This window comes from Streptomyces sp. VNUA24 (assembly GCF_029167005.1).
Lineage (GTDB): Bacteria > Actinomycetota > Actinomycetes > Streptomycetales > Streptomycetaceae > Streptomyces > Streptomyces scabiei.
The window spans coordinates 1,329,227-1,347,784 of the sequence record NZ_CP119143.1 but is presented as its reverse complement, the minus strand read 5'-3'; the positions used below and the strand labels follow the sequence as shown (position 1 = coordinate 1,347,784).

Genomic DNA, 18,558 nt, shown 5'->3' with positions numbered 1-18,558 from the left:
AAGGCCGCGGAGCGCGCCCGGGAACGCGCCTCCGGTCGACCCGGACGCGGTCCGGCTCCTCCCGTCGGAGACCATCAGCAGCCTGCTGACCTCCGACGAGTTGCTGGACGAGCCGGACGTGGCCACGGCAGAGCGGATGATCGAAGGCTCGGCCGGTCTGGCGGACCACCTCGACGACCTCATTCACCACCGGTCGCGAACTGCTCGCGCTGTGCGAGGACTTCGAGGAGGAGCTTGTCGCAACGATGCGGTGGCTCCGCGCGACGGGCACCAGCGCTCACGCCGTGAGCCGAACGACGAGTGCGACAGCCAAGGGCCTCCTCACACCTTCCCCGAGCCTCGACAGCTACGGCACTGCACCCACGTGCACCGCATCCGGTCCTGCATGTGATCCCGATTCCAATCCGGCGTGCGCCCCCTGCCGCGGCACGCTCGGCACGCGTCGGGGGCGAGGGGCCGAGAGAACTCCCAGATCGTCCAGACGACGGCGACGACGATGATGAAGACGGCGAATCCATCCATGTCTCCTGCGTAGGCAGGAGCACGCCCGCCGCCAAGGCGCTGTCGCACGGCGCCGGAAGCACGTGACCGGCGCACAGGGGCGATGCACTTCCGGGCAGCCGTCGAGCACGTCGGTGAGTGTGGCCGGCCGCTGGCGTGATTGAGGACCCACCCGCTGGGCTTTGGCCGTCGACCCGTCAAGCAAAGAGCGGCAACGTATGGCTCACCGTGGCCGACGGGAAAGACCAGTCCGCGGAGGGAACATCCTGGCGCTGGGGGCAGGCCGTCCACGACGCCCTGCCCCTATACCTCCAGTCCGAACTGAACCGCGTCGGCCCGCCCCGACGGCAGTACGTCCCCGGCGAACTCGCGTACCTATGAGTCTCCCGGGGCTGGCCCGGCGGGACGCGAGCTGGCGTCTCCGAGATCAGCGCAGGGTCGTGGGGCCAGGCGAAGCGCCGTGGGGACTGCAGCCGGAGGCGTATGGGCGCGGGTTTGCCGGACGCTTTCACCGGTTCGACGGGGTGCGGCTTGCTTCATGGTGACCCGACCGCGGCGTACGCCGCCGCCGGGTCACCATGCGCGGGCCCATATGCCTCTCGGGTGTTGCCGGGTCCTGCGCTAGAAGGTCAGGTTCCAGGCGTCGATCTTGCCCGTGTCGGAGGCTGCGTTGTCGTTGACGCGCAGCTTCCAGGTGCCGTTCGCTACCTCCGAGGAGGCGTTCACGGTGTAGGTCTGGGCGATGTTGTCGGTGCTGCCACCGGTGCGGTTGTGCAGCGTGTAGACGGTGCCGTCCGGCGCCACCAGGTCGACCTTCAGATCACCGATGTAGGTGTGCTTGATGTCCACCCCCACCTTGAGCGTGGCCGGGGCGTTGCCGGTCACGCCGGTCACGGCGATCGAGCTCTCCACGGTCGCGTTGTCGTTGACCGCGACGTCCGTGAGGTTCTCGAAGTACGTGCCGGGCGGCGGGGTGGCGCCGACGGCCTTGAGGGCGTCGACCTGTCCCTCGCCGAAGAACGCGTTGTTGGCCGTCGTGCCCGTGCAGCGGCTGTCCGAGGGGCAGGCGATGTCGTTGGCCTGCGTGGCCAGCTTCGCGCGGAGTTGCGCCGGGGTGATACCCGGGTTGGCGCTGGCGATGAGCGCCGCCACACCGGCCACGTGCGGGGTGGCCATCGAGGTGCCGCTCTTGCTGCCGTAGCCGCCGCCGGGGACGGTGGAGTACACGTTGCTGCCCGGCGCCGCGACGTCGATGACGCCCTGCCCGAAGTTGGAGAACGAGGCCTTGGTGACGCCTGTGCCGTTGGCCGCGACCGTGACCACGCCCGGCAGCTCGGTCGGGATGTCGAGGCAGGCGTTGGTGATGGTGCGGGTGACCGGCGTCGAGTCGTTCGGGCTCGCGGAGTCGGTCGTCTTGTGGGCGAGGTCGTAGTTCTCGTTGCCCGCCGCGGCGACCTGGAGGGAGCCCTTGCTCTCGGCGTACTCCTGGGCGCGCTCGACGCCCTCGATGATGGCGGCCTGGTCGATGTTGTCCGGGCAGTTGAACTGCCACGGGTCCGTGTAGTAGCTGTTGTTGGTGACCTTGAAGCCGTGGTCACCGGCCCAGACGAAGCCGCAGATGGTGTTCTCGGCGAAGAAGAAGGCGTTGCCCGGCTCGGCGACCCGGACCGCGGCGATCTTCACTCCGGGGGCCACGCCGACGACTCCCTTGCCGTTCTTCGCCGCGGCGACGGTTCCCGCCACATGGGTGCCGTGCGTGTCGACGTCCCGCCAGGCGCCCGTACGGGTGTCGGGCTTGCCGTAGGCGCAGGAGACGGAGTCGGCCGCGTCGAAGTTGGGCGCCAGGTCCTGGTGCTGGTCGTCCACACCCGTGTCCAGGATGCCCACCGTGACGGAGGCGGAGCCCGGGTTGACCGCCCAGGCCTGGTCGGCCTTGATCTGGCTCATGTCGGCCCGGACCGGTTCTCCGGCCGGGGTCGAGGACTGGGACGGATTGGCGGGAAGCGCCGGGTTGTACGCGTCGGCAGGGACGTCCGAGGTGCGCGTGGCGCCGACCTGCTGCACGCCGGCGACGCCGCGCATCGTGGCGGCGAATCCGCTGGACGCCGAGTGGGCGACGATCACGCCGATGGCGTCGAAGTTCGAGAAGACGGTGCCGCCGTTGGCCGTGATCGCGGAGCGGACCGCCGCGTTGTCACCGGGGGCGGTGATCACGAGGTAGGCGCGCGTGCCGGCCACCCAGGCCGCGCTCTTCGAGACCGACATGGCCGCCGGGGCGTGGGCCTTGGCGGCCGGCGCGGTGGAGGGGACGACGGGGAGTGTGCCCGCGAGGGCGCCCGGGGCGCCGAGTGCGAGGACGGTGCCGAGCGTGGCCGCCAGCACCAGCGTGCGTCTGGTGCGGCTGGATATGTGGGGTATCAATGCGTCCTCCGGAGACGGCCCGACCGTGCCGAGGGCACAGGCCGGGCCGTACGAAACGAATGGTGGATGCAAAATGACAGGTGCATGCCCCTGTGCGGAAGTACCTTTCCGTGCAGGGATGTTGCATGGCTGAAAAGTGACATACCCCAGGCGTGCGGAGGACTGGGTCCACAGGGGCCCTGCGACACCGCCCGCGCCCTGGTGGCCGTCAGCGGCGCCCCGTCCGGCGTGCCCGCGCGTGCCAGGTGTGGTCGGTTAGGGGGTGTACGGGGCGTCGCTGTGGTGGAGTTCCACCATCGTGGGCTCGCTGACCTCGTACACGGCGGTACGGGTGAGGGTGACGACGGCCGCCGGATCGTCATCGCCGCGCGTCCGGTAGACGACGGTCACCTGTCGTGCCGGCCCGCTGGACGGGAAGTCGATGGAGACCACGGGCGTACGGTCGCCGAGCTCGGCGGCGGCCGCGGGGACGGGGGTTCCGCCGTCGTTGCGCCAGGTCACCAGCGTGTAGAACTTCCCGGTGCCGCCGGTCGAGATCTTCAGGGCCCCCACGGCGTCGGGCGCGCCGTCCCCGGTGATGTCGCCGATCGCGCACTGCGGCTGCAACTCGATCACGACGCCGTCCGCACCCTCCCAGCGTCCTGCGCTGAGGGCGGCTCCCGAGATGCCGTAGCCCTCCAGCCCTCCACCGTCCAGCGACGCGTTCCGCAGCTGATCACAGGTCAGGGCCTTGGCTCCGTCGCCTGCCGTACCACTCGGCTTCGCGGACGGGGGTGTGGTGGAGGCGCCGGGGGTCTTCGCAGGGCTGTCGGGCTTCTTGGTCGGTGCGGCGGTCGCCGGCTTGGACGTCTTGCCCGGCTTCCCGCTCACGGCCGCTTCCCCCGCAGCCGAGTCCTTCGGCCCGCAGGCCACGACCAGCCCCGCGACCAGCCCCGCGGCGGTCACCTGGGACACCCGTCTCGCCCATCCCCTGGATCGGTTCACTTGTCACTCCCGTCGCACTGTGGCCCGGCATCCCGCTGGGCAGGAGCGGAGACGCGGACGGGTGGGGGACGGTTGCACCGAGTTGTCCCTGTTCTGCAACTCCCGGACCCCGCCCGGCGGAGCGGACGCTGTCGGCCCGGCGGCTTCGGGACGGGAACTGTGCCATCTCCCGCCGCGTCCCCACGGCCGGGGGTACCCCGCCCGTCCAGGCGGGGTGGCGCAGGGAAGAGAGCAGCATGAGCGCATCGGGATTCGCGGAATGGGCCCGTCACTTCGAGACCGAACGGGACCGCCGCGCAGCCCGCCCCGACCCGCGCTGGGAGGCGGGCGCCTCACTGCCTCCGGAGGTGCGGGCGAGCATCCAGCGATTCCAGGCCGGCGAGGACGGCGACAGCTCGGCCCTGTTCGACAAGGCGGACGCGGCGGGCGATCCGGAGTACGCGGCGGCGCTGCGCCTGTTCGTTGCCGAGGAGAAGAACCACGCGAGACTCCTCGCTCTGCTGCTCAAGGCGGGCGGGGCGACGAAGCAGGCCGGGCACTGGAGCGACACGGCCTTCGCGCGACTGCGCCGCGTGCCGGGGCTGCGGACGGAGTTGCTGCTCCTGATGGTCGCGGAGGTGGTGGCCCTGCGCTACTACCGGGCGCTGCGTGACGGGTCCGGCGATCCACTGACGTCGGAGGTCGCCGGCCGCATCCTGGCGGACGAGGAGCGGCACGTGCCGTTCCACTGCGCACGGCTGCGCGCGTCGGTCGCCGAACTGCCGCGCGCGGCCCGGCGGCCCCTGCTGGCGGGCTGGCAGGTCATGCTCCTCGGCGCGGCACTCGTCGTGGCCGCCGATCACGGGCGGGCCCTGCGCAGGCTCGGCGTCGGGCGAGGGCGCTTCATGGCGGACGTCCTGAGGTCGAGTGGTCCGGTGATCGCGGCGATCCTCGGGAGCGCCGGCTTCGAAAGGGTCCGGTGAGCGCGGCGACCTGCTGCTGCGCGTGTTCGAGCTCAGCGGCGACCGCTGAGAGCCGTGGCGACTCTCAGCGCCGGGCCTGCCAAGAACGCCCAGGTCAGGGTGCGTCGAACAGAGTGGGGAAGCCGGGGGCGAGCCAGGGTTTGCGGCCCCAGGCCAGCACGGCGCCGCGTGCCATGGCCTGCCAGGGGCCCAGTCGTCCGAGCGCGATGAGGAGGAAGGCGACCGGCTCGATCTGGATGGTGCAGTCCGACCGCTCCGGCGCGTCAGCAAGAACCTCGACCGTCCCGCCGGTGAACGTGACGCCGAAGACCGAGCCGCCCCGGACCCGCAAGGTGTAACGGGCCGTCAGCGCGGAGGCGACGGCGACGCGAGGCATCGCCGTCCGGAGGAACGGCAGGCACAACTCGACCCGCCTGGAGTCGATCATGTGCGGTCGACGCAGCCCGCGGGCGAGATCGTAACCGTGACCCAGCATGTGGGTCAGCAGGTACGAGGCGAGAACGTCCTGGTCCATGGGACCGAGCGGCGTGAGGAGGGTCCGGCCCGCGGTCCCGTCCGCCACGGCTCGGTCCACCGCGTCCAGGAACACGTCGGCCTGCTCGACGATCATCGCGGCCAGCGGTTCCGCCGCGCGCTCGGGGAACTCGACGAGACTCCGTGCGTTGGCCGCCGCGAGACTCTGCGACGTCCCGTCTCCGTAGACGCGTTCCTGGCCGGACGCGAGCTCGGCCATCAAGCCGTTGGCCAAGGCAAGGTGGGCGGCAGTCTCGCCGACGGTCCACTCCAACCCCGGTACGGGTGCGGTCGTGTCCGCCGCCCCGTCCAGGAGCGCGGCGATGGCAGCGGCGGTCTCCCGTATCGCCCGACCGAGCCCTTCCGGCAGGGAGTCCCTGGTCCTCGTCCGTGTTTCCCCGTCCACGCCGCTCGCTTCTCCTCGTGTCTTCCGTGATCACGCATGTGTAGCGAGGTACAGAACCAGACCCACCGGACCGGGGCAAGGGGCGAGGGCCCCGAATCTTTCGCGGCGAAGTCCGGATTCCGTCTTCGACGGTGGACGACGGCTCACGTGAGGGACGCGGGAAGCCCCGTCGGGGCAGAGCGACCACAGGGGGCCCTTGCCTCGACGGGGCTCGGTATTCGGCCGGGCGACGACCGCCGGGATTCGACGGGTCACCGGCGCCCGGCAGAGGCCGGCGCCGTGAGCGGTGCTGCGCGGCTCAGCCGAAGTTCACGTCGCTGCACCACATGTAGGCCTGGTCGAGGTGCGAGGCCTGCCAGATCACGAACACGATGTGGTGTCCGGTGTAGCCGGAGGTCCGGACGGGGAACGTGATGTTCTGTGCCGGGGCGAAGCGGCCGGTCTGCGTGATGAAGTCGAGGTTGCTCCAGCCCAGGGTCTGGGTCTTGGGGTTGAAGCCCTGCTTGCTCACGTAGACCTTGAAGTAGTCGGCACCGTGGGACGCCTGGTCGTACAGCTGGACCGAGAAGTTGCTGCCGATGGTGGTGGTCTTCCACGCTCCGGGCTTGTCCAGGCTGGCGTTCCTCGAGAGGTTGTTGCTGCAGAGTGTCCCGTCGGGGGTCCGCGCCTGGAACTGGCCTCCGAGGCCGTCCCGGAGCGCGCTCATCCAGTTCCACATGGTGTCGGCGTTGGCCTGGAAGGCCTGCCAGCACATGGGGTCCTGGGTCTGCATGGCCGGGTTCGTGTGGTTGTTGCCCCACGTCTTCCAGCACTGGTACGCACGGGTGGCGGGGCCGACGACGGTGCCGTGGGCCTGGGCGGGGGTCGACCAGGCGAGGGCGCCGACGACCACGGCGAACAGCATGACGAGCGCCTGGAGAGACCGGCGGGGGGACGCCTGCGAACGCCCGGTTAACGGACCTTTGTTGCGCATGTGGGGGGACTCCTTCCAGTGGCGAGGCTGTTATGGGAGCGCTCCCAGCGTCAGGATTTCTGAGTGAGATGTCAATGAAGTGGACGGAGTTGATTACGGGGATGGGCGGCGAGCAGGACCTCTGGGACTGCAAGAGCGCTGTACCGGCCCTGTACCGGCCCTGTACGGCCCCGTGAACTATGCGCGGCTTGCGATCGAGTGGCCGGTGGCCCGGGTGCGTCATGTTCCACGGAGAAAGGGCGAGGGGACGGCCTGCTTCAGTGCCTCGTGCACGTCGATGCCGCGCCCTCGTGCTGGTACCAGACTGTGTCCAGTTCACGGCCGTCCGGCAGGGTGTAGCGGGCGGGGCCGGGTGCCGGGACGAATCCGGCGCGTTCCAGGGCGCCGCGGCACGCGAGGTTCGTCGTCGCCGTGCCCGCCCGTACCGTCGGGAGACCGGCGTGTTCATGGGCGAACTTCGCGCCCGCCAGGAACAGTTCGGCTCCGAGTCCCCGGCCTCGGTGGTCGGGGGCGAGGGTGCCGCCCATCTCTTGAGTGTCGCGGTGGATTTCGAGATGGCCGGCGTAGCGGCCGGTAGGGCGGTGTACGCAGACCATGAACTCGGGTGTCTCGGGGTCGGGCGCGAAGGGCTCGGCCAGTTCGGGGTTGGCCTTGGTGAACCAGCGGGGGGTGGCGCCGGCGGGGCCCAGGCGCAGCAGGGCCTGTCTGATGTCGGGGTCCGGTACGAGCTGGTCCATCTGGTTCCCGTGCCAGCGTTGGGCCTCGGGGTCGGCGGCGGCGGCGACGGCCGCCAACGCGTCGAGCTTGGTCACCGGTGTGTAGAGCAGCAGGTGCGGGGTGGCCACGGCGTGTCGGCCAGGGGTGCAGACGCCAGGGACCGGGAGAGCCGAGGCTACCCGGCGACGTCGTAGGAGCGACCGAATCATGGAACCCCCGTTGTCCTTGGTCCTTGGTCCTGGTGTGTCCGGCCGCACGTACCGGGCGTGTGCCGCCCAAGCTACTTGGCGAGGGAGAGCGCCGTACGTCCGGGTGGCTGCCGGGAGGGAGGCCGAGGGCATCGCCGCAGCCGGCGGAGCAGCCGGAGCGAGCCGCTGCGCGGGGACCTGCGGCGCTGCTGATGACGGTCCTCGGCCGCACTACCTGAAACGCCCTCCCGGCGACGGTGCCTCGACGGGCCGGGGTGGGCGTTGCCACGCCGTACCTGCGGTTCCCGACGCGGGACGCCCAGTCCGGTCGCCGCCCAGGACTGCGACGACCCTCGCGTCGATACGTTCCCCCATGTGCTGCGCCGCCGCATCCGCAGAAGGTGCCGTGGCCGCGGCGCAACGCCGGGCCGGCGACGCAGCCGTCCGCTTCAGGTGTCGAAGCGGTGGCGGGACGTCTCGATGTGCCCGAGGTATCGGTGGGTCCAGTCGCACAGTCCGTCGATGGTCACCCGCAGGGCCTGGCCCGGCTCGGTGAGGGTGTACTCGACCCGGGGCGGCACGACCGGGTGCACCGTTCGCTCGACCAGGCCGTTGCGCTCGAGCATGCGCAGGTTCTGGGTGAGCATCTTGTGGCTGATGCCCTGGATCTCGTTTCGCAGCTCGCCGAAGCGCAGGGTGTGCTCTCCCAGGGCCTCGATGATCAGAAGGGCCCATTTGTTGGCAACGTCAGAAAAGATCTCCCGTGCCAGAGAGTCCGCGCGCCGAAGATCCGCTTCGTCGGGCGAGCCCGTGAACTGCTTGGTCACCGTCAGGTACTCCAGTCACTGAAAAGTGCGTACTTCCACGTCAGCGGACACTCTCCTACGGTGCCTGAGTAACCACAAGAGACCAAGGTGCCCTTGGTCCGGTGGCGGCGAGCCCACGGGCTCCCATGACGAGGAGGCAGGCAGCATGGCCATCACACTGGTGAACCCCGGCGGATTGCCCAAGATCGACGTCTACCGGCAGGTGGCGGTCGCGACCGGGACGAAACTGGTCTTCATCGCCGGGCAGGTCGCCTGGGACGCCGAGGGGGCCACGGTGGGCGAAGGTGATCTCCCCGCCCAGGTGGAGCAGTGCTACCTCAACATCGCCACCGCCTTGGCCGAGGTCGGAGGTTCCTTCGACGATGTGGCGAAACTGACGGTCCACGTCGTCGACTGGACCCCCGACAAAATGCCCCAGCTCCTGGAGGGCATCCATCGGGCATCCGTGAAGCTGGGCGTCACCCCGGCCCCCCTGGCCACGCTGCTGGGCGTTGCGGCATTGGACGTACCCGACCACCTGGTGGAAATCGAAGCCATAGCGGTGCTGAGCTGAACGCCGGCTTCTACCGCTGAACGCCGTCCTCCACCTCCGAACGCCTTCCTTCGAGCGCCGAAACGGGCACCCACCCCGGTGGCGACCATGAGGGGAGCACCCGTCGCAGTGGGCGCACTCTCAGCGGTGACGCGGCGTCCTCGGTCGGCTCGATCGTCCGCTCGGGACGCTCCTCGTAGAGGTCGCTACCCACCGGCCGCACCGGTGCCCGTGATTCGACGCGGCGCACGGGACCAGCCGTTTGCGCATACTGAAGTACGTAACTGTGCAAGGTAGTTGGTGCCGCCTCGGTGCTACTCAGCTGCCATGTGGCTGGGTTCAGGCGTTGTTCCGCCGAGGTGGCGCGCCGGCGCCCGGCGACCGGGTTAGGATCACGACGTGATTACGGCCTGGTCCCCTTCTCGTCTGCCGAGGAGCCGCTCATCAGCGGCTCTGGTGCGTGTGCTGGGGCTGGGTCTGTTCCTCTTCGGCCTGCTGTATACGCACGCCGTCAGCCCTGACGCGACGGTGAGTCACCTCGCGTCTGGCAAGGGCGTCGTGGCGCCCGGCGGGCATTTCGAGCCAACTGTGGAACTCGAAGACGTTGCGAGTGCCACGTCGCAGCAGCCGGCAGGGGAGTCGCAGGGCCATCACGACGGGCACGGGCAGCCGCACACAGGTGAAACCTGTGTGGTCGGGCAGCCCTCCCAGAGCCCCGCTGTGGCGGTTCCCTGTCTGTCCCCGCTGAGTTCGGAAAGCGGTGACGACGAGCCGGGCTCCGCGCCCGCCCGGCTCGCCACCGCGGCACGCGACTCGGCTGTTCCGAGAACGCGGACGGCGGACTCCGCGGTCCTTCGCATCTAGGGCAACGCGTCTCGAAACGGTCGCCCCTTCCCGGCACTTGTGACTTCGGCCCATGGCCGGCCGTGTCACATCGTGTCCCGGCGACCGTTCCATGGCGTCCGACCTCCTGCGCACACCGCCCCGTGGCACACCGCCCACAGCGTGACGCAGCGACGGTCGACGGCTCCGTTCCCTCACCCCCACCGATCGCCGCCCTGACCGGGAGAGTTCCCCACGGGCAGTGACCGCCGCGCGGAGGACCTGTGCCGCCCACCCCTGTCCTCGTCCATGCCGATACCCCATGCCTGCGTTCGCTCCGAAGGAGCCGACTCGCCCAACTGGCGCTGTGCGCCATGCTGTTCGCCCTTCTGGCGTGCCCAGGCGATCACCGAAACGAGACGCTGGAGTCGCGCGCTCGTTCGGTCGCTGCGTCGACTGATGCCCTGCTGCCCGCGGAGGCCTCCGACGGTGCGGTTCATGACCCGTCCGAGCCCTTCGATCGCTGTCACGACGCACGCCCCTGGAAGGCCGTCTTCACGCAGTCGACTCCTTGGGTCCCACCGCGCACCCTCGCCGTGCCGTCGTCGGCGGACGACGCAGCGGCTTCCATGGGCCAACTCCCCGGCACCGTTCCAAGACCGCTGGTGAGCGGCTGCCGATCTGCTCTCCCGGTCATCTGCAGGTGGCGCTTATAGGAGCCACCGGGCGGGTCGGCTTCGGCCGCCCCACCCCGCCCCGACGCGCCTCGACCGCCGAGGCGCGAGATGAGCGTCCGCACGCATCCTCACCGATTCGAGAGCGAAGACACCATGCACTCCATGACCAAGAGTGACCTCAACCCGGCCGGGTCCGGCTCCGGTTCCGCCCTACGGGGGCTCGTGGGCAACACCCCGCTCCTCCACGTCTCCCAGCCCTTCACCGAGCCGGACCGCGGTTTCTGGGCGAAGCTGGAAGGCTTCAATCCCGGTGGCATCAAGGACCGTCCGGGCCTGCACATGGTCGAGCGCGCCCGCGCCCGCGGGGAACTTCAGCCGGGTGCCAGGATCATCGAGTCGACCAGCGGCACCCTCGGCCTGGGGCTCGCCCTGGCCGGGATGGTCTACGGGCACCCGGTCACGCTGGTCACCGACCCGGGTCTGGAGATGTCCATGACCCGGCTGCTGACCGCGTACGGGGCCCAGGTCAATCTCGTCTCCGAGCCACACCCCACCGGTGGCTGGCAGCAGGCCCGCCGTGACCGGGTCGGCCGGCTGATGGAGCAGCATCCCGGCTCGTGGTGCCCCGATCAGTACAACAACCCGGACAACACCACCGCGTACACCCCGCTCGCCCTCGAACTGGCCACAGAACTCGGCCATATCGACGTGCTGGTGTGCAGCGTCGGCACCGGCGGACACTCCGCCGGAGTCTCCCGCGTACTTCAGCAGCTCTACCCGGACCTCAAGCTGGTCGGCGTCGACACCATCGGCTCGACGATCTTCGGCCAGCCGGCCCGTCCCCGCCTGATGCGGGGCCTGGGCTCCAGCATCTACCCCCGCAACGTCGCCTACGACAACTTCAGCGAGGTGCACTGGGTCGCCCCGGCGGAGGCGGTGTGGAACTGCCGCCGGCTGGCTGCCTCGCACTACGCCACCGGCGGCTGGAGCGTCGGCGCGGTGGCGATGGTCGCCGGTTGGCTGGCCCGCACCCTGCCCGCCGACAGCCGGATCGCGGCGATCTTCCCCGACGGGCCGCAGCGCTATCTCGGCACGGTCTACGACGACGACTACTGCGCCGCTCACGGTCTGCTCGATGCCCCGCCCGCACCCGAACCGGAGGTCGTCGGCCGCCTGGACGAGAAGGAGATCACACGCTGGACGCGGTGCGAGAACGTCATCGACCCGCTCACGCTGGCGGGTGCGCAGGCACGGCCCGACAAGCCCGGTCGGCCCGACGAGGACGGTCGAGCGGAGGGCAACCGGTGAGGTCGATCATCACCCAGGTTCGTTCCTACGAGCGCAGCGTCCAGTTGTTGATGGTCAATCAGTTCACCATCAACCTCGGGTTCTACATGTTGATGCCGTACCTGGCCGCGCATCTGGCCGGTCCGGTGGGTCTGGCGGGCTGGCTGGTCGGGCTGATCCTCGGCGTACGCAACTTCAGCCAGCAGGGGATGTTCCTGCTCGGCGGAACGCTGGCCGACCGGCTCGGGTACAAGCCCATGATCATAGCCGGGCTGATGCTGCGCATCATCGGCTTCGCGACCCTCGGACTGGTGGAGTCCGTACCCGCCCTGCTGGCCGCTTCGGCGGCGACGGGGCTGGCCGGCGCGCTGTTCAACCCGGCCGTGCGGGCCTATCTGGCGGCGGACGCGGGCGAGCGGCGCATCGAGGCGTTCGCGCTGTTCAACATCTTCTACCAGGCCGGGATCCTGCTCGGCCCCCTGGTGGGCATGCTGCTGACTGGCGTGAGCTTCCGCGTCACGTGCCTTGTCGCGGCGGGGATCTTTGCTCTGCTGAGCGTCGTCCAGATCAGGGCCCTGCCCGCACGCCGGGGCGACGACGCCGAGGCCAGCAGGAACGAGCAGGGCGAGGGCGTGCTGAAGCAGTGGCGCGGCATCTTCGCCAACCGGCCGTTCCTGTTGTTCTCCATGGCCATGATCGGCTCGTACGTCATGTCCTTCCAGGTCTACCTTGCGCTGCCGCTCGAAGTACGGCGGCTCGGCGGACAGGGGGCCTTCGGAACGGCCGCGGTGGCGCTGCTCTTCGCCGTGTCCGGGCTGAGTACGATCCTCGGCCAGACGAAGGTGACCGCCTGGTGCAAGGCCCGTATGGAACCGGGTCGCGCACTGACCTGGGGGCTGCTGACCATGGGGCTGGCGTTCGTCCCGCTGCTGGTGGCCGCCGCGGCCCCGGTAACGGACGGCGGCCCGGGGCTGTGGCTGCTGGCGGCCGTGCCGCCGGCGCTCTCCGCGCTGCTGCTGGCGGTCGGCACGATGATCGCGTACCCCTTCGAGATGGACACCATCGTCCGCCTCTCCGGCAACCGCCTCGTCGCCACCCACTACGGCCTGTACAACACCATCTGCGGCATCGGCATCACCCTCGGCAACCTGCTGACGGGTGCGGCGCTGGACGCCGCCAGGGGCGCCGGGATGTCCGCGCTGCCGTGGGTGGCGCTGCTGGCCCTCGGCCTCGCCTGCGCGGCGGCTCTCCACGGGCTGCACCGTACGGGCCGCCTGGTACCACCAGCGCGTGAGGCACAGCCGGAGCCCACGAACGCGTAACACGACGTTCTGCGCCGGAGGGGGCGGACGAGTTGGTCCGTCCCCTCCCGTTGGTGACACCTTGAGCGCACCCGGGCACTGGATCCGCGGGCGGGAGTCGGTCATCCGCCGCGCATGGGGGAGCACGTGGGGGACGCGGCGAGGATCGGTCCGAGGAGGAGAAGGACTGCGACTCCGGCGGATGCGATCCAGACCGCGTACAACCCGACGTCGTGCATGCGACGCCGTGTCACGGCCCATGCGCCGGCACTGGCCATCGATCCGACGGCAAGCGAGGCTGCCAGGCAGACCGGGACCATGAGGACCGGATCCAGGTACACCGGCACCGGAGGCGGAATCGTTTCGCACAGGTCGGCACCGGAAGCAAACAGCAGCAACGGCAGGATGAGGCTGGTGCATGCGGCTACCGTCCAGGCGAGGGCGGACAACGAACGGCGGAGTATGCTTTTCCGCCCGGTGACGAGGGCGCCGAGGAGAGCCGCGCACATGAGCAGGATCGATGGGGCGGTTCCTGCCACCCAGAGCCAGCGCAGCGGCGGCCGGGGCCGGTAACTGTCAGCCCAGTAGTTGTCGAAGGCCGCGGCGACGGACAGCTCCAGGACAAGTACGGCCAGACCATGAGCAGCTGAGCGGGCATGCGGGGCGTCCGGGAAAGACGGCGGCCATAGGGCATGTGCGAGGCGGCCGTCCCGGCCGCCGCCTGGCCGACGGCTTTCGATCATGGTGCGCACAACGCTCCCTCAACCAGTCCGGCGTCATGGGAAGGGAAAGACGTCACCAGCAGCGTGCCAGTTCCCCTTCTGCTTTCGGCCGCAGGTCGGACAGTGCCGTGCTGCCGCTGATGATCGGTTGGGGACGCTGCAGGACACAGAAGGCTCTTTCGTCGACGGGGCCCATGAGGGGGACCTGATGGCCGTGGCCCCACGTCCCGGACGCCGACGGAGGCAAGCCCCACGTGGCTGGGCAGTCGCCGGGCGCTCCTCGTGCTCGACTCCTGACCACCTGTCGGCCGAGTGCCGGGAACTGTCCGACGCTGGTGCGGACTTGGACGCGGCCTGCTCCGTCGGCGCGGCACCGCGGTTCTGAGAGGGGGTCGGACACCCGTGGCGGAGAACACCGCGGATCGCGTGTCTGCGCGACGAGTGAGCGGAACGGCTGGTACGCCGACTGGGGGACGAGACGTAACGAGTGAGCCCTGGAGCGGGCGCCGGGATGCGGCGAAGACCTTCGTGACCGCGGAAACCGCAGATCGCGAAGACGCGAGGAGAAGCGATGCAAACCGAGCCGGAGGAGGCGCGCGGCCCGGAACACCGGCCACGGCAGGCACGAGTGGCGGACGCCCGCGATCGGGTCGGGAGTCGCAGGATTCTCGGCCACCTACTCATGGGCAGCGTGGACATTGCCGGGGATCGGCGCGCGCCGGAGGTGGTGCGCGCCGGGCGGGACCGACTCCCTAAGGCCGCCAACGGTGCGGCTGTCGGGGGCGTCCCATGTCGCCCGACTTGCGGCGTTCGGTGAACTCCCTTGTCTGGAGCGGTAGTTGAGACCGAACGCGGTCGTCCGGACCCTGGGTCCGTCGGGTGGGGGCGTCAAGATCAATGCAAGCCCATTCCCGTACCCGCTTTGGGTGGGCGTCGGACTTTGCCGACTGAATATGGCTTCCCTGTACGGAAGTTGGTCTGCGGCACTTGCGGGCTCTGAGGTGGAATTGCGCTCCAGGGAAGATGTACCGGGCGACCGGTTTGCGTTGTTAGGGCGTCACGCTGTGCGGATTGGCCCGTTACCGACAGTGCGGACCTGGCCCCGGGCAACCATACTGAGTCCGCGCGACAACGGGGGCTCATGTTGCGTCTTGGACCGCAACACCACGCAGGAAACGCGGCGCCACCGACCAGGCGCCGCCGAGGTTCACGCGGCCATCGCGTTCACTCACGCCAGTCCGTGGCCGACGTGTGCCCACGATGCCCTGGGAGGGGAAGCAGTATGAGGAATTCACGCCTGAGAGTGCTCTCCGGTGTCCTTGCCGCCGGTGCGCTCATCGCCGGTCTGTCCGGTTCGACGGCGCAGGCGTCGGAGAGCACCGCTGCCGCCGCCGTGGCGGAGATCGGCATCCGGTTCAACCCCGACGGTGATGCAGGGCAGTGCGGAGGGTTGGCGGGGCAGCAGTGGGGCCGCAGCCCGGACTTCACCCGGTCGATCCGGTTCGACACCGACAACCGCTCGGGCGGCTGCCAGCTGTCCTTCGGCATCTTCGACCCCGACAACACCCTCTCGGGCGCGTCCATCACCTACAGCTTCCGGGCCACTGCCGGTGGCGACGCGGGACAGTGCGGAAACCCGGGCACCTATCAGATGCCGATCCAGCGGTTCAAGACTTTCGGGTCCCAGGTCCGGGTCGACACCGACGGCAGGCCGGGCGGCTGCAACCTCACCTTCGCGGTCTCCGGCCGCTCCGACGTCATCCTCGAGGTGAGGTACTTCGCGGACGGCGACGGCGGCCAGTGCCTGAACTCCCTCCCCTCCGACCAGAACCACACGGCGTTCGCGGGCAGCCCGGTGACCATCGGCATCGACACCGACAACCGCTCCGGCGGCTGTCAGATGCAACTGCGGCTGCAGAAGGTCTAGGAGCCGTTCGGGGTTCGGATCTCTTTGTCGTGGTGTCTGCTGGTAGAACTCGGGTGTGGCGCGTTTTGATGTGACGGATGCCGAGTGGGCTCTGATCGAGCCGCTTCTGCCGGTGGCGGCCACGGGGCCGTTACCTCGGCGGGTGAGGGACCAGTTCAACGGGGTGATCTGGCGTTTTCGTACCGGGTCCGGCTGGCGTGATGTCCCTGAACGGTATGGGCCCTGGTCCACGGTGTACTCCCGGTTCAGCAGTTGGGCCAGGGCCGGGGTGTTCCAGGGGCTGATGGATGCGTTGATCGCGGAGGCGGCCGGGCGTGGGCTGGTCGGCCTGGAGTTGGTGAGCGTGGACTCCACTGTGGTGCGCGCGCACCAGGACTCTGCGGGGCTGGCCGTCGCCGGGGAGACCCTGGACGCTCTGGAGCAGGCGCTGACCGAGGAAAAGGGGGCTCCGCTGGAGCACCAGCCGCCGGTGTGGCGGGTGGTGCAACGCAGGCCGGGGCGGACACGGCCGGTGCGCACCGTGCCACGGAGCGGCGGCGTCGCAAGGCCCGTGCGCAGGCTGCCGGACTCGGCAGGTCCCGGGGCGGTCTGAGCAGCAAGGTCCATGCCGCGGTCGACGCGGCCGGGCTGCCGCTGGTCTTCGTCCTGACACCTGGCCAGGCGGCGGACTGCCCGCAGTTCAAGGCTGTGCTGGAGAAGATCTGGGTCCGCGGGCGGGTCGGCCGCCCACGCACCCGCCCGGACGCGGTCGCCGCCGACAAGGCCTATTCCTCCAGGGGCAACCGGGCCTACCTGCGCAAGCGGGGCATCAAGGCCGTCATCCCGGAGAAGAGGGACCAGGCCGCCAACCGCACGAAGAAAGGCAGCAAGGGAGGCCGGCCCGTCAGCCACGACACCGAGCTCTACAAGCAGAGAAACACTGTCGAACGCTGCTTTCAGAAGATCAAGACCTGGCGCGGTGTGGCCACCCGCTACGACAAGAGCCCAGAGAGCTTCGAGGCCGGACTCCACCTCCGAGGCTCGATCATGTGGCTGAAGCACCTCACCTCAACCACATGATCCGAACCCCAAACAGCCCCTAGTACTGCAACGGTGCTTGTTCTGAGTACTGGGCAGTTCAGGGGCTGTGTCCGCGTCGTTTGTAGTGGCTGATGCGGGCTTGGTGCTGGCGTCGGCGGCGCCAGTGGGACCAGTGCAGGATGTGGTCGACCGGTGCTGGTCGGCGGTTGGTGAGGCGGGTTATCAGGCGTCGGATTTCGGCGAGGCTGAGGTGGATGAGCTGGGAGGATCCGTTTCTGCTTTGTCCGTGTCCAGCTGTCGGGCCCGCAGGACGGTCAGACAGGCATGGGCGGCCATGGCCAAGGTCATGTGGCGGTGCCAGCCGGGGTAGCGGCGGACCTGGTAGTCGTCCAGGCCGCATTCCTGCTTGGCGGTCTGGAAGCATTCCTCGACAGCCCAGCGGCTGCCCGCGATGCGGATCAGCTCGTCCAGCGTGGTGTCGGCGGGACAGTAGGCGATGTAGTAGGAGATTGAGCTGTACTGAGATTTGTGGAGTCCCTGATGCCAGGGTTACGGTCCTGGCGAAGGAGATCCACCAGCACCATGCCAGCACCCCGTAAGTACCCCGATGAACTTCGTGAGCGGGCGGTCCGCGAGGTCCGCGCCACCGGCCGCCCGATCGCGCACGTCGCGAAGGACCTCGGCATCCACAAGGAGGCCCTGCGCGGCTGGGTCCGCCAGGCAGAGGCCGACCATGGCGAACGCGACGACCGGCTGACCACCGCCGAGCACGACGAGCTCAGACAACTCCGCAAAGAAGTGGCGGAGTTGAGGCGGGCCAACGAGATTCTCAAGGCCGCCTCGGTGTTTTTTGCCCAGGAGATCGGCCGTCCCCGGACGAGGCCGAGCAGGTGATCGACCACCTGCGTGACAACGGTCTCGGGGTCGATCCCGTCTGCCGGGTGCTGGACCTGTCGCCGTCGACATACTTCGCCCGCAAGAAGCGGCCGAAGTCGGCCCGCCGGCTCCGCGACGAACAGCTCGTGCCGGTGATCGAGCAGGTCCACGCCGAGTCCGGCGGCACGTATGGGGCCCGTCGGATCACCCGCGCCCTGCGGCGCAAGGGTGTTGAGGTGGCCCGCTGCACCGTCGAGCGGCTCATGGCCGAACGCGGCCTGGAGGGCGTGATCCGTGGCCGGCGGCGCCGCACCACGATCCCGGAGCCGTCGGCGCCCCGACCGCCGGACCTGGTGGACCGCAACTTCACCGCGGCGCGGCCCGATCAGCTGTGGGTGGCGGACATGACGTATGTCCGCACGTGGTCGGGCTGGGCATATGTGGCGTTCGTCCTGGACGTGTACTCACGGATGATCGTCGGCTGGCAGATCGCCGACCACATGCGGACCGAACTGCCCCTGGACGCCCTGGAGATGGCACTCTGGCGCCGACGCATCAAGAAGGACTCCGGCCTCATTCACCACAGCGACAGGGGCTCGCAATATGTGTCGATTCGCTACACCGACCGGCTCGCGGACATCGGCGCCTCCGCGTCGGTCGGTTCCGTCGCGGACTCGTACGACAATGCCATGGCCGAGGCACTGAACGGCACTTTCAAGGCCGAGCTGATCGAGATGCAGGGCCCCTGGAAGGACCCCGCCCAGGTCGAACGGGCGATCTTCCAGTGGATCACCTGGTACAACGAAGAACGCCTGCACTCCGCGCTCGACTACGTGCCACCCGCCGAGTACGAACGCGACTTCTGGCAGCGCCAGGAACGAGTCCCGCAGTCCGCCTGAAAC

Annotated in this window: 14 protein-coding genes and 2 pseudogenes; 8 read left to right on the top strand and 8 right to left on the bottom strand. The window is 69.5% G+C overall.

Features of this window, described 5'->3' with window-relative positions; translation table 11 throughout:
* The first annotated feature begins 729 nt into the window (after nucleotides 1–729).
* The gene (locus tag PYR72_RS05395) at nucleotides 730–882 is read left to right on the top strand and encodes a hypothetical protein (RefSeq protein ID WP_275454152.1); all 153 of its coding nucleotides are present in this window, start codon (nucleotides 730–732) and stop codon (nucleotides 880–882) included.
* 240 nt (nucleotides 883–1,122) lie between these two features.
* Here the strand turns inward: PYR72_RS05395 and PYR72_RS05390 are convergent, their stop codons facing one another.
* Both PYR72_RS05390 and PYR72_RS05385 read right to left on the bottom strand, forming a co-directional pair.
* Complete coding sequence (locus tag PYR72_RS05390; protein ID WP_275460334.1) at nucleotides 1,123–2,883, bottom strand: S8 family serine peptidase; 1,761 nt, start codon at nucleotides 2,881–2,883, stop codon at nucleotides 1,123–1,125.
* 294 nt (nucleotides 2,884–3,177) lie between these two features.
* A complete protein-coding gene (locus tag PYR72_RS05385; RefSeq protein WP_275454151.1) occupies nucleotides 3,178–3,876 on the bottom strand; it encodes a hypothetical protein in 699 nt (232 codons plus the stop codon).
* Between the two features lie 266 nt (nucleotides 3,877–4,142).
* Between PYR72_RS05385 and PYR72_RS05380 the strand changes: the two genes are divergently transcribed.
* Nucleotides 4,143–4,868: a ferritin-like domain-containing protein gene (locus PYR72_RS05380; protein ID WP_275454150.1), complete on the top strand. Its 726-nt coding sequence runs from the start codon at nucleotides 4,143–4,145 to the stop codon at nucleotides 4,866–4,868.
* 94 nt (nucleotides 4,869–4,962) lie between these two features.
* Here the strand turns inward: PYR72_RS05380 and PYR72_RS05375 are convergent, their stop codons facing one another.
* From PYR72_RS05375 to PYR72_RS05360, 4 genes are all read right to left on the bottom strand, one after another.
* Nucleotides 4,963–5,787 (bottom strand): maleylpyruvate isomerase family mycothiol-dependent enzyme, encoded by an 825-nt coding sequence (locus PYR72_RS05375; protein WP_275454149.1) that lies wholly within the window; start codon nucleotides 5,785–5,787, stop codon nucleotides 4,963–4,965.
* A gap of 298 nt (nucleotides 5,788–6,085) precedes the next feature.
* Nucleotides 6,086–6,691 (bottom strand): lytic polysaccharide monooxygenase, encoded by a 606-nt coding sequence (locus PYR72_RS05370; protein WP_037729039.1) that lies wholly within the window; start codon nucleotides 6,689–6,691, stop codon nucleotides 6,086–6,088.
* 326 nt (nucleotides 6,692–7,017) lie between these two features.
* Nucleotides 7,018–7,605: a GNAT family protein gene (locus PYR72_RS05365; RefSeq protein ID WP_275454148.1), complete on the bottom strand. Its 588-nt coding sequence runs from the start codon at nucleotides 7,603–7,605 to the stop codon at nucleotides 7,018–7,020.
* A 509-nt stretch (nucleotides 7,606–8,114) separates the two neighbouring features.
* Complete coding sequence (locus PYR72_RS05360) at nucleotides 8,115–8,492, bottom strand: helix-turn-helix domain-containing protein (RefSeq protein WP_275454147.1); 378 nt, start codon at nucleotides 8,490–8,492, stop codon at nucleotides 8,115–8,117.
* A 145-nt stretch (nucleotides 8,493–8,637) separates the two neighbouring features.
* Between PYR72_RS05360 and PYR72_RS05355 the strand changes: the two genes are divergently transcribed.
* The 3 genes from PYR72_RS05355 (at nucleotide 8,638) to PYR72_RS05345 (ending at nucleotide 13,132) form a co-directional block, all read left to right on the top strand.
* On the top strand, nucleotides 8,638–9,045 hold the full coding sequence (locus tag PYR72_RS05355; RefSeq protein WP_275454146.1) for a RidA family protein: 408 nt from the start codon (nucleotides 8,638–8,640) through the stop codon (nucleotides 9,043–9,045).
* 1,631 nt (nucleotides 9,046–10,676) lie between these two features.
* Nucleotides 10,677–11,831 carry a PLP-dependent cysteine synthase family protein gene (locus PYR72_RS05350; protein WP_275454145.1) on the top strand — a complete coding sequence of 385 codons (1,155 nt, stop codon included), beginning with the start codon at nucleotides 10,677–10,679 and terminating at the stop codon, nucleotides 11,829–11,831.
* Nucleotides 11,828–13,132 carry an MFS transporter gene (locus PYR72_RS05345; RefSeq protein WP_275454144.1) on the top strand — a complete coding sequence of 435 codons (1,305 nt, stop codon included), beginning with the start codon at nucleotides 11,828–11,830 and terminating at the stop codon, nucleotides 13,130–13,132. Before PYR72_RS05350 ends, PYR72_RS05345 begins: the two co-directional genes overlap by 4 nt.
* Before the next feature lie 101 nt (nucleotides 13,133–13,233).
* On the opposite strand, the gene PYR72_RS05340 is transcribed toward PYR72_RS05345, so the two are convergent.
* Nucleotides 13,234–13,863 carry a hypothetical protein gene (locus PYR72_RS05340; protein WP_275454143.1) on the bottom strand — a complete coding sequence of 210 codons (630 nt, stop codon included), beginning with the start codon at nucleotides 13,861–13,863 and terminating at the stop codon, nucleotides 13,234–13,236.
* A 1,252-nt stretch (nucleotides 13,864–15,115) separates the two neighbouring features.
* On the opposite strand from PYR72_RS05340, the gene PYR72_RS05335 reads away from it, so the two are divergent.
* Entirely contained in the window at nucleotides 15,116–15,760 is a 645-nt protein-coding gene (locus PYR72_RS05335) for a hypothetical protein (RefSeq protein WP_275454142.1), read from the top strand.
* 55 nt (nucleotides 15,761–15,815) lie between these two features.
* A pseudogene (locus tag PYR72_RS05330) lies at nucleotides 15,816–16,819 on the top strand (IS5 family transposase).
* Nucleotides 16,820–17,002: 183 nt separating this feature from the next.
* Here PYR72_RS05330 and PYR72_RS05325 read toward each other — a convergent pair.
* Nucleotides 17,003–17,290, bottom strand: a pseudogene (locus PYR72_RS05325) (IS701 family transposase); the annotation flags it as partial.
* 72 nt (nucleotides 17,291–17,362) lie between these two features.
* Between PYR72_RS05325 and PYR72_RS05320 the strand changes: the two are divergent.
* Nucleotides 17,363–18,555, top strand: a protein-coding gene (locus PYR72_RS05320; protein WP_275454074.1) for an IS3 family transposase whose coding sequence is annotated in 2 segments (ribosomal slippage) — nucleotides 17,363–17,627 and nucleotides 17,627–18,555 — 1,194 coding nt in all. Because the reading frame shifts where the segments join, the coding sequence is not laid out codon by codon here.
* Nucleotides 18,556–18,558 lie beyond the last annotated feature (3 nt).

Bases quoted from the DNA above. Each gene is read 5' to 3' on its own strand.
- PYR72_RS05335 (WP_275454142.1), top strand. From the start codon at position 15,116: ATGAGGAATTCACGCCTGAGAGTGCTCTCCGGTGTCCTTGCCGCCGGT.
- PYR72_RS05380 (WP_275454150.1), top strand. From the start codon at position 4,143: ATGAGCGCATCGGGATTCGCGGAATGGGCCCGTCACTTCGAGACCGAA.
- PYR72_RS05355 (WP_275454146.1), top strand. From the start codon at position 8,638: ATGGCCATCACACTGGTGAACCCCGGCGGATTGCCCAAGATCGACGTC.
- PYR72_RS05370 (WP_037729039.1), bottom strand. From the start codon at position 6,691: ATGCTGTTCGCCGTGGTCGTCGGCGCCCTCGCCTGGTCGACCCCCGCC.
- PYR72_RS05350 (WP_275454145.1), top strand. From the start codon at position 10,677: ATGCACTCCATGACCAAGAGTGACCTCAACCCGGCCGGGTCCGGCTCC.